Source organism: Deltaproteobacteria bacterium (assembly GCA_012522415.1).
In the GTDB taxonomy this organism is placed as follows: Bacteria; Desulfobacterota; Syntrophia; order Syntrophales; family JAAYKM01; genus JAAYKM01.
Genome location: JAAYKM010000102.1, coordinates 1 through 10,286 on the forward strand (window position 1 = coordinate 1; position 10,286 = coordinate 10,286).

The following is a 10,286-nucleotide window of genomic DNA, read 5'->3' on the forward strand; positions in this document are numbered from 1 at the left end:
ACCCCGACCATGTGCGCCAGGGCCTCCTCGCACAGGGGGGATCTCCCCAGGTTGGTATGAAGAACCACCCCCGTGGCATTCACAACCTTTCTCAGGCGATACCGACGCATGGCGTCAAGTTTTTCTTCCACCCTTGCGGTCAGTTCCTCCAGGGGCGGCATCCCGGCGGCCCCGCCACCCGGAGCGAGAATCGATTCCCGGAGCTCCGCAACCACTGTCCGGCCGGCGGATAGAATAAAATCCCTGCCGTACCGGGCAAAGGTCCCCTTTTTCTCCAGGGCCAGAAGAATCTCATCCATCTTGGGAAGCTGTCTCAGTAAGTGTTTTTTCTGGTCATCCATGTTCCGCCTTCTCTCCATATCGTGATTTCCCTGTTCAGGCTGCGATTCAGGTCTGTTGGGGCCGGATATACGCGCAAATTTAGCATATTTTACCGGGGGGAACACGGAAATCTTCTCTCTTGCGAATAAACAGCCGTTATTACAGGTATTTATATCCTTAAAGGCATCCGGAGACGTTTTTTTCCTTACATCCACCGTTTTTTTTGGATATGTATCCCGGACCCGTAAAGCGGTCTCACATCATTTAAGTCTCATCCTGCGTTGGGATGAGTTCGTCTGGTCCTCTTTTCCCCTCACCGAAAAAAAATATGAACCGGTCCAGACGGACGAAGGATCTTGAAAGGCGCCTCGTGTTCATGTGTTCCTTTCAGATCGGCTAAGAAAGGAGGATTTAAATCCATGAAACGCTCCAGGGTCTTTGTCGGTGTTTTTCTCTCCGTTCTGGTTATCGAATCGTTGCATGCGACGAACCTTTCACCATCGGGCCTCTGTTGGGGTGCCCAAGGAACCGGGGCGGCGACGATCGAACAGATTTCCCAGCATTTGAAAGCCAAGGGGGTTCGGATGCCCCAGGAAAAGCTCAACCTCGTGGCCCAAACCGTCTATGAAGAGTCGTTGCGTTATGAGGTGGATTACCGCCTGGTCCTGGCCGTCATGAAAGTGGAGAGCGACTATCGCCAGCATGCCGTTTCGCCCGACGGTTCCCGGGGTCTCATGCAGATACACCCTTCCCTTGCCCGAGGACTGGCCAAAGAAGCGGGGATACCCTATGACGGGTTGAAAGATCTCTTCAATGTCCAGAAAAATATCCGCCTCGGCACGCATTATCTATCCAAGGTGATCGAAATATTCGACGATATTCCGAAAGCGCTTTTCGCCTACAGCGTTGGCCATCACAAGGCGAAACGCCTCCTCGCCTCGGACCGGACACCTCATACAGGCTACACCAAACGCGTCATTGCGGAATACAAAAGGAACACGGAGAAAATGGTCAGTCTGTAAACCGTCGCGCATCGGGTCCCGATCAAGGGTCGCCCCATTCCATCGATGCGGTGAGGCCTCACCCTATTCTCCCCCCATTCCGGGTCCACGGCGGTCTTTGTGTCCGTATACCGGCCGAAATTCGCTTTCCCGGGCAGGTCAGGTTGACGGTTGTTCGCGGAGACTATGCAACAAGACAGGAATCCCCCTGGCCGGTCATTCCGACGGGGGATACTTGGTGCGCCCTCGTGGCGGGCGGGCAATTCCGGGGCCGTTTTCGGTAAGAATCGATCCCTCGTGCCGTGAAACCGCTGAACGGCGGCGCAAGCGGTCCAGTCTTCCCCGTCAGTCACCGTTTCCCGGCCGGGCACGCCACGACACCCCGTATCTGCCTTAAGTACTCGATGAACACCTCCGCATCAACGAAGCCGGTATCCTGACGATACCGTGTCGCCCCGGCCAGGGTCTTGCAGCCATCGCCGCCGCGTGCCAGGTAATCCTGCACGGCAATACGATAAACGGCGTTCCGTCTTACCCTTTCGTACCCCCCATCTCCGTCTTTCCTGATGCGCAGACCGGTCACTCTTTTCCCGAACGGAGCCCCTGGCTTGACATGAAATGTCAGACCGGCCGTGTAAACACCACTCCCTCGCCGGCCCCTCATCTGTGCGCGAATCAACTCCTCTACGGTCCGGTGGAGTTGAGAGCCCGTCAGGTCGATGACATGGAGGGTGTTGTCGAAGGGGAGTATTTCATAAACCATTCCGATCGTGATCTCCCCGGCGGGCATATCGCAACGAACACCCCCCGCATTCTGCAGAGCGGCCCGCGTTCCCAAGAACCGGGTCTTCCAAAGCATCGATTCCGCAACCAGACGGCCCGGCCCAAAGGGTGCCCTCCTTTTGCAATCGTCCTCCGATGTCGCAATCGACGTATGCCGAAATGCGTTCAGGGGGGTTGCATAAACATCCAGGCGTTCCTGGACATGCGGGTCTTTCTCATATTGCCTTACTCGGGGCGGCAGGCAGGTCCCGCCATCCTCGCTTCCCCCGGACAGGAGTGTTTCCCCCCTTTTTTCCCCTTTCGGTGAACCGGGGATTGAATCTCCCGCCACCACAACAGGCTGGGCCCGCCACGCCGTCACATCGCCGCGAACATCGAAAGAGACTTCCAGATTTCCCAGTAATTTTCCCCACTCCCACGCCTGAACGACCAAAACCGTTTTGCCTTCGGGACCGCGCACCACCGTCGGATAATCGCCTGACGGAGTCAGGCATAACCCATCCCGTCGGCAGAAATCCCCCCGCCGGCCGAGGAGCGTGTGGCTGTGACCGCCGACGATGACATCGATCCCCGCCACGGTCCGGGCCAACCGCAAATCTTCATCGTAACCGATGTGAGAAAGGACAATGATCTTCTCCACGCCCTTCGCCTGAACCTCCCGCACGGCCGCGGCCACTCTGGGGACAACCTTTCCGAAGGACACCCCATCCCCGGGCTGGGCGATATACGCCGTACTGGGCGTCGTGACGCCGATGACGGCGACCTTTTTCCCGTCGAAAGACCTGATGATATAGGGTTTTATTTTACCGGCGAGAGAGGGTTCCCGGGACGCATCGATATTGGCGGAAACGAAGGGAAAGGACGCCTTCTCCATCAGCCTGGATACAACCTCCGGCCCCTGATCGAAGTCATGATTTCCCAGGGTCGCGGCATCGAGGCCTATGGCGTTCAGCAGATCCACATCGGCCCGCCCCCCATATCTGGTAAAGTACAGGCTGCCCCGCACCATATCACCGCCATGGAGAAAAAGAAGGGGCTGCCCTTTCTCACGGATGGACCGGACCGCCGTGGCCAGGCGGGGAAACCCGCCCAGCTCCGTTTTCAGGTCGCCCTCACCACAGGGATGGGACACCCATGTCGCATCAAGATGGGAGTGGGTGTCGTTAAGATGGAGAATCGTCAGCGTAAAATCGCCGGCGAGGCCACCTCCCGGGAAAAGGACGGACCCCGGGATGCCGGCGAAACAGAGAAGAAACAGGAGACAGGCGCCGATCAGCCCTCTCCTCATGACCTTAATCATCATTCACTCCATGCGTTGTTGTCCGGTTCCTGTTATAGCAGAAGGCGGATCGTCCCGCATCCAAATTATCCCCGTCCTCCCCGGACAAACCGGGATTCAGGGGGACGTGGATGGTCTTGCCGCATCGTTTATATCACTGCCGGCCATAATATTGTTTGACAGGGCAAACCGCACCGTCGTATGCTGGCAAGCAAAAATAAGGAGTACACTTCAAATTTTATTTTATGAAAACACGTAGTTACTTTTTTTATCTTCCGGCTTTGTTCATATTCGCTGTTTTGGCCCTTCTGATTTACCGACCTGCGGCGGCCCTGTCACCCTCGGTCAATCACGGTGACACCAACGAGGCGGCCATGCGTCTGGTCAGATTCTGCATGGATCCCCGTACGGGCTTCGATGAAAAGGCGGCGGCCGTTCTGATCAATCATGTCCTGACTCCCAAAAAAGCCAGGGAATGTGCCCTGCCGGAACTTATGACCTGTCCCGGCGCCTATTATGAATTTGACACAAAAATCGCTTTCCCCCGGTTTATGGATTATTCCTACACGTCCCTTGTCCCCTCCGTGATGACCCGGCCTTCTTCCCTGCGTTACTCCTTGTGGCGCGGTCCCCGCGGAGAATCCCAGTCTCTGCCCGCCGCCTGGAAAAAGGTTCCCTCAAACGCCCCTCCCGTGATTCTGCACGGGCTCCAGCACGACTCCAACACCCCGGACCTCACAACGGGTGTGTATTACGAATATGATTTGAAGCGGACCCTGATCCTTCTCAATCATGAGGGGCGACAGGTACTGATCTCCGTTTCCAAGCAGACGGATCAATCCAATGTGGGTGAGCAGGGTTTCATTCTCGGTCATGACAATGACTGGAACTACTATTACTCCGGCAGGCCCGGCTCTGCAAGAACCGGCCTCGGATGGGTCAAGTCCTACATTTACGATTACTTTTCCGTAAATATTTATGTGGAATCCGGCACCTCCCCGGCCATGGTCAGAACCGGTGGTTTTCAATGGATCAAAGCCGGCTGGTCGGGCATCAACTTCGTCAAACCATCCCATATTATCCAGGGTATGAAACGTTTCGCCCAAAACACCCGCATGATTCTGGAATCGCCCCGCCTGCCCGCCTCGAATCAGATGGCCTCCGTATTTCACTGGCTCACGAACCTTCCTGACGGTGATCTATCCCATAAATACATGACCTTGCAGCGGGCCCAGCGTGTTTTGGCGGCCCAGACCGGAAAAATCAACAAAGCCGAAGCAGAGCGGCCCATTGTCCTGAAAAAAACATCGAAGGAACAGATGATCGAAGAGTTGATGCTGGAATACCTCAAACTGGTCCTGGGGAAGCCCACCTCTGTGGAGAAACACTTTTCCTTCATCCCTCCCGGGCCCTTGTCGTAAACAAACGCCCATATCGTTCCCGCCGGAAACGCCCGCACCCGCTTCTCGGGCGAAAGAAAGGGACCGGCACGGCGCACGGGGGCCATGCGGGGATGTCCGGGCATGACCCGTCGAAAAAGACGAGGTCCCGGAAACCCACAGCAGAAAATGGAGGAACGGCGGCACCACCCTGGGAGCGCGGCGCACCCCTTCCGGCCTGCAAATAGGTCAAGGCCGTCCGCAGCGGTTGGGCCTTCCTCTCCATGAAGGTTTTTTAAAACGCTGATTGAAAGAGGCTTTCATGAAAATCATCCTCGCGGGCTGTAATGTCGATTATGAAACGATCCTGGACGCAAAGGACGCGCTTCCGGACTCCCCCCCTCTGACACCGGAGACCATTTCCGCCGCTTACGCCCGTATCAGCCGCAGCCCCAAATCCGTCGAGACCTTGCGCACCATCGCCCGCATGGAGGTGGAAAAGGCCCGCCAATCGAACCAGAGCATCGTCTTTGAGATGGGACACAGTTCCATTGCCGAACATGCCGTCTTCAACATCGATATTATCGCTGTCTCCCGGCTCCTGGCGGAAGAAATCGAAAAGTTCCGTCTCTGTTCCTACACGGAAAAATCCCAGCGCTACGTCCTTTTGTCCGACGATTTCGTCATTCCCGAGGAAATCCGCGCCGCGGGCCTTGTGGAGCGGTTCAAGGGACTGGTACAAAAACAGAACGCCTTTTATCATACCCTGTACGGCCGGTTGCGTCCCTTCGTTTTTGCCGCGCACCCCGACCTGGCCAAGGATTCAAAAAACCGGGGTCTCCTGGAGGGCTGGGCGAAGGAAGACGCCCGCTACATCCTCTCCATGGCGACCCAGACCCAGCTCGGCATGACCCTCAACGCCCGGAACCTGGAACTTGTCGTACGACGGATGGCCGCCCATCCGCTGAAGGAAGCCAACGAATACGGACGAAAACTCTACGAAGCCGTCAAATCCGTGGCACCCTCGCTGATTCGCTATACCGAAAAAACGGATTACGACGCCCGGACCCGGACGGAGTTGAAGAGCCTCCTGTCCGATTACCTGACTACGGACCCCGGAGGGAACGGGACCCCCCCGGTCACGCCCGGTCATGGGCCGGAAACGGAGCCGGTGAAGCTGATCCACGTCACCCCAGGGGGAGACGAGCGGATCCTGGCCGCGTTTATCCACGGCGTCACCAACCGGGACAACGCGGATTGCCTGAAGGCGGCGTCCACCCTTACCCACGGCCGGAAGGAGGAAATCTTCCGGACGGCATTCCGCCACATGAAAAGCCATGACGCAGCCCCACGGGAACTGGAATGCGTCGACTTCATTTATGAACTGATCGTGAGCGCCGGCTGCTTCGCCCAGTTAAAACGCCACCGGATGGCGAAGATCCTCAGCCAGAATTACGACCCCGCCCTGGGTGGCACCATTCCCGAATCGATCCGGGAAATCGGCATGGCCCCGGCCTTCCGGGATATGATCGCCCTGACCGAGGATTTTTACGGGGATCTGCTGACCTCCGTGCCCGACGCCGCCGATTACTGCCTGACCAACGCCCACCGAAAACGGGTGCTCATGAAAATCAACGCGCGGGAGCTTTACCATATGGCCCGTCTCCGAACCGACCGCCACGCCCAGTGGGATATACGGAACCTGACCCGGGAAATGCTCGATCGGGCGCGCATGGCCATGCCCCTGACGCTCCTCATGGCGACGGGGAAAGACGACTTCGAGCAGCGCCGCCGGGAAGTCTTTGACGGCACGCCCCCCCTCCTTCCCGACAGGGATAAAACGATCTGACCGTTTCCGGCTTCCCGCCCGCACGATAATCGCCACCGTAAAATTACGCCCAAAATTATTGACATTGCTTCTTCCATTGGTTAAGAGGGCTTTAGACTCAACAAACTTGACCGGCAGGGAGATTTATGAAAAAGAAAAAAGACTACCTGAAGAAACCCGTCCAACACATCGATATCACATCAATTCACGCGCTTCCCATCATCGACGCGATGCGGGAAATGTCCTTCACCGCCCGGGAACTGGCCAACGCGGCGGACATTTACAACCGGATGCTCGCCGACCCGGATTGCGCCATCATGCTGACCATCGCCGGTTCCACCAGCGCCGCCGGCTGCATGCAGCTTTACGCGGACCTGGTCAGATACAACATGGTCGATGCCGTGGTGGCCACCGGCGCCACCATTGTGGACATGGACTTCTTCGAGGCCCTGGGTTTCAGACATTACCAGGGCACGGCGACGGCGGATGACGGGGAACTCCGCCGCCTTTACATCGACCGGATCTACGACACCTATATCGACGAGGAGCAGCTTCAGACCTGTGATAAAACCATTGGAATCATCGCCGACAAACTGGAGGCACGCCCCTATTCTTCCCGGGAATTCATTTCCGAAATGGGGAAATATCTGACGAAAAAAGCCAAAAAGAAAACGTCTCTCGTCCAGACGGCCTACGAAAACGACGTCCCTGTCTTTTGCCCCGCCTTCTCCGACAGCAGCGCGGGTTTCGGTCTCGCCCTCCACCAGCACAACTACCCGGAAAAGCATGTTTCCATCGATTCCGTCAGGGATTTTGTGGAACTCACCCGGATTAAAATGGCGACACCCACCTCGGGCCTCCTGATGATCGGCGGGGGCGTTCCGAAGAACTTCGCCCAGGACACGGTGATTCTGGCGGAGGTTCTGGGAAGGGAGGTGCCCATGCACCAGTACGCCATCCAGATCACCGTCGCCGATGTACGGGACGGGGCCTGCTCCAGCTCAACCCTGAAGGAGGCGTCCTCCTGGGGCAAGGTTGACACGACGTACGAGCAGATGGTCTACGCGGAGGCGACATCCGTCCTCCCCCTTTTGGCGGCCTACGCCCACGAAACGGGGCACTGGAAGAAGAGGGAAAAGCGGCGCTACGCGAAACTGTTCGCCGGGTAACTGCGAAGGGAGCCCGGTTACGCGAATGAGGAAAATCATTCCGATCCTTTTTTCGCTGTCGCCGGTCCTGGCGTTCTGTTCGGTCGGATCTTCCGGGGAAGCGGATGCGTCGAAGCGCGTTGTTCCGGATTACCGGACGGGGCTGAACCTGACGGCGGACCAGGTGTCCGGAATCGAGGGATACCTGGCTGAATGTAAAAACCGGGCCGTAGATCTGTGGGAACGCATCGCCGGACTGGGGAAAGAAATACGGCGTATTCGACGAAAGCTGGTTCAAGGCCATCGCCGAGGGTTGCAAACAAAGGGGTTGGGTTTTTCGTGAAATTCAACCCCTTTCTGTTATGCTTCACCGCGGGCGGGCCGGGGACAACCCGGAGCCGAAAATATCAAAACAGCGGAGTTCGGAAAGCGATTATGCATGACCACTATCTGACCCGGGCCCTTGAAGAGGCCTTTCACTGCATGAGAAACAACCTCGGCGGCCCATTCGGCGCCGTGATCGTACGGGACGGCAAGATCATCGGGAGGGGCTGCAACCAGGTTACGTCCACCCATGACCCGACGGCCCACGCGGAAATCGTGGCCATCCGGGAGGCGTGCCGGGCGGCGCAGAGCTACCATCTCCCCGGCGCCGTCATGTACGCCAGTTGCGAACCCTGTCCCATGTGCCTGGCGGCCATCTATTGGGCGGGGATCAGAACCGTTTATTACAGTACGGACCGGGAGGACGCGCGGCGCATGGGCTTTGCAGACGGATTCATTTACGAGGAATTGGGTCGGCCCGCCACGGAGAGAACGATCGGCATGCACCGCCTGGAAACGCCCCTGGCCGAGGAACTCATGGAGGAATGGGAAAACAAGAAGGACAGGATCCTCTATTGATTTGCTTCGGCGCCCTGCAAGGCTTTGAAGCGCCTGCCATGACAGAGGCGGAACCCGGAACAACTCCCCTCAGGATTGTGACGGGCAGGGTAAAAGCGGAAAAGACGGCATGAACGGCCGGACTGAAAAACGGCTGACCGGAGACCCTAACGCCGATGCCTGGAACCTCGAAAACGCATCATGAGGAACATTGGCCCGTTGAATGGGCCCAGGGGGGCTTTGAGGATTCATCATGAAGGATATCGACCGGTGGATTGAAAAAATCATCATAAATTCGGGAATTTCAGAGGGAATCGCCCCCTATCTGAGGCTGCTTTCATTGCTGGCCATTACGGGACTGTTGGCATGGGGTTCCTTCTATATGACCAAGCGGATCATAAACGGCGCCTTGAGCAGATATATAAACCGATCCCGCACATCCTGGGGCACCCTTCTGTCGGACAAGAAATTTTTCTCCGCCCTGGCTCATTTCGTACCGGTACTTATTGTCCGTGTCGTTGCGCCTCTTTTGTTTCGTGATTTTGAAACGGTCCTCCCCCTGGTGATCAAGCTGACCGACATCTATCTGATCATGGTCATTCTTATGGCGATTATCGCGTCTTTGCATGTAGCTGAACATGTCCTGTCCGGCTCCGAAGCGTTCGTTGACAAACCCCTGTCCAGTTACTTTCAGCTTATCCGGATCGTTCTCTACATTGCCTCCGGGATTTTTATCCTGTCCATACTGATGGGCAAATCCCCCGTTTATTTCCTGAGCGCCTTCGGGGCCATGACGGCCCTGGTCATGCTGATCTTCAAGGACACCATCCTCGGGCTCGTCGCCAGTGTGCAGATATCCGCCAATGACATGGTCCGGGTGGGGGACTGGGTGGAGATGCCCAAATTCGATGCGAACGGGGACGTCACCGCAATCAACCTCAATACGGTGAAGGTCCGTAATTGGGATAAGACGGTGACCACCATTCCCACTTATTATTTCGTCACCGACAGCTTCAAGAACTGGCGGGGCATGAAGGAAAGCGGGGGCAGAAGGATAAAGAGGGCCCTGTACATCAATGCCGCGACCGTCAAATTCATTGACCCCGAAACGAGGCGGCGATACCAGCATTACCACCTGCTGAAAGACTACCTCATAATACGACAGCAGGAAATTGATCGGCATAACGTGAACCACGACATCGATACCTCGGTTTTGATCAATGGGCGGCGCATGACAAACATCGGGGTGTTCCGCCATTATGTAGAGAGTTATGTGCGAAACCACCCGGGTATACGAAAGGACATGGCCCTGATGGTCAGGCAGCTGGCCATGGAAGACCGGGGAATTCCCATTGAAATATACTGCTTTACCACCACAACCATCTGGTTGGATTATGAGGCGATACAGTCCGATATTTTCGATCATCTGCTGGCGGCCGTCCCCTTTTTCGGCTTGGAAGTGTTCCAGCAACCCTCAGGCACGGACCTGAACCGGGCATTCTCCTCCCTCAGGAATAATTAGGGGGACATATCACTTAATTAGTCGTATCTGAAAAACATCATAACCATTTAATATTAATTGACAATGATCATTTTTTATGCGATGTAATTTGCAAGATTTTAACCCTTAACCCCTATTTTTCTTGCAAATTACACAGATGAAAC

General features: G+C 56.3%; 9 protein-coding genes. 7 read left to right on the plus strand and 2 right to left on the minus strand.

All coding sequences use genetic code 11. The annotated features are described in order from the left end of the window. Positions 1 to 341: L-seryl-tRNA(Sec) selenium transferase (locus GX147_08555; GenBank protein NLN60736.1), on the minus strand; the 341-nt coding region annotated here is incomplete at its 3' end. A gap of 399 nt (positions 342 to 740) precedes the next feature. Here GX147_08555 and GX147_08560 point away from each other — a divergent pair. Continuing rightward, positions 741 to 1,343, plus strand: coding sequence for a lytic transglycosylase domain-containing protein (locus GX147_08560; protein ID NLN60737.1), 603 nt, complete (start codon positions 741 to 743; stop codon positions 1,341 to 1,343). Between the two features lie 328 nt (positions 1,344 to 1,671). On the opposite strand, the gene GX147_08565 is transcribed toward GX147_08560, so the two are convergent. Beyond that, entirely contained in the window at positions 1,672 to 3,408 is a 1,737-nt protein-coding gene (locus GX147_08565; protein NLN60738.1) for a hypothetical protein, read from the minus strand. Between the two features lie 221 nt (positions 3,409 to 3,629). Between GX147_08565 and GX147_08570 the strand changes: the two genes are divergently transcribed. The 6 genes from GX147_08570 (at position 3,630) to GX147_08595 (ending at position 10,143) form a co-directional block, all read left to right on the plus strand. Next, positions 3,630 to 4,805 (plus strand): hypothetical protein, encoded by a 1,176-nt coding sequence (locus GX147_08570; GenBank protein NLN60739.1) that lies wholly within the window; start codon positions 3,630 to 3,632, stop codon positions 4,803 to 4,805. 280 nt (positions 4,806 to 5,085) lie between these two features. Beyond that, positions 5,086 to 6,612, plus strand: a complete 1,527-nt coding sequence (locus GX147_08575; protein NLN60740.1) for an FAD-dependent thymidylate synthase — start codon at positions 5,086 to 5,088, stop codon at positions 6,610 to 6,612. Between the two features lie 125 nt (positions 6,613 to 6,737). Continuing rightward, on the plus strand, positions 6,738 to 7,760 hold the full coding sequence (locus GX147_08580; protein ID NLN60741.1) for a deoxyhypusine synthase: 1,023 nt from the start codon (positions 6,738 to 6,740) through the stop codon (positions 7,758 to 7,760). A 25-nt stretch (positions 7,761 to 7,785) separates the two neighbouring features. Beyond that, a complete protein-coding gene (locus GX147_08585; GenBank protein ID NLN60742.1) occupies positions 7,786 to 8,082 on the plus strand; it encodes a hypothetical protein in 297 nt (98 codons plus the stop codon). Positions 8,083 to 8,174: 92 nt separating this feature from the next. Further along, a complete protein-coding gene (locus tag GX147_08590; protein NLN60743.1) occupies positions 8,175 to 8,642 on the plus strand; it encodes a nucleoside deaminase in 468 nt (155 codons plus the stop codon). Between the two features lie 232 nt (positions 8,643 to 8,874). Then, entirely contained in the window at positions 8,875 to 10,143 is a 1,269-nt protein-coding gene (locus GX147_08595) for a mechanosensitive ion channel (protein NLN60744.1), read from the plus strand. The last annotated feature ends 143 nt before the right edge of the window (positions 10,144 to 10,286 follow it).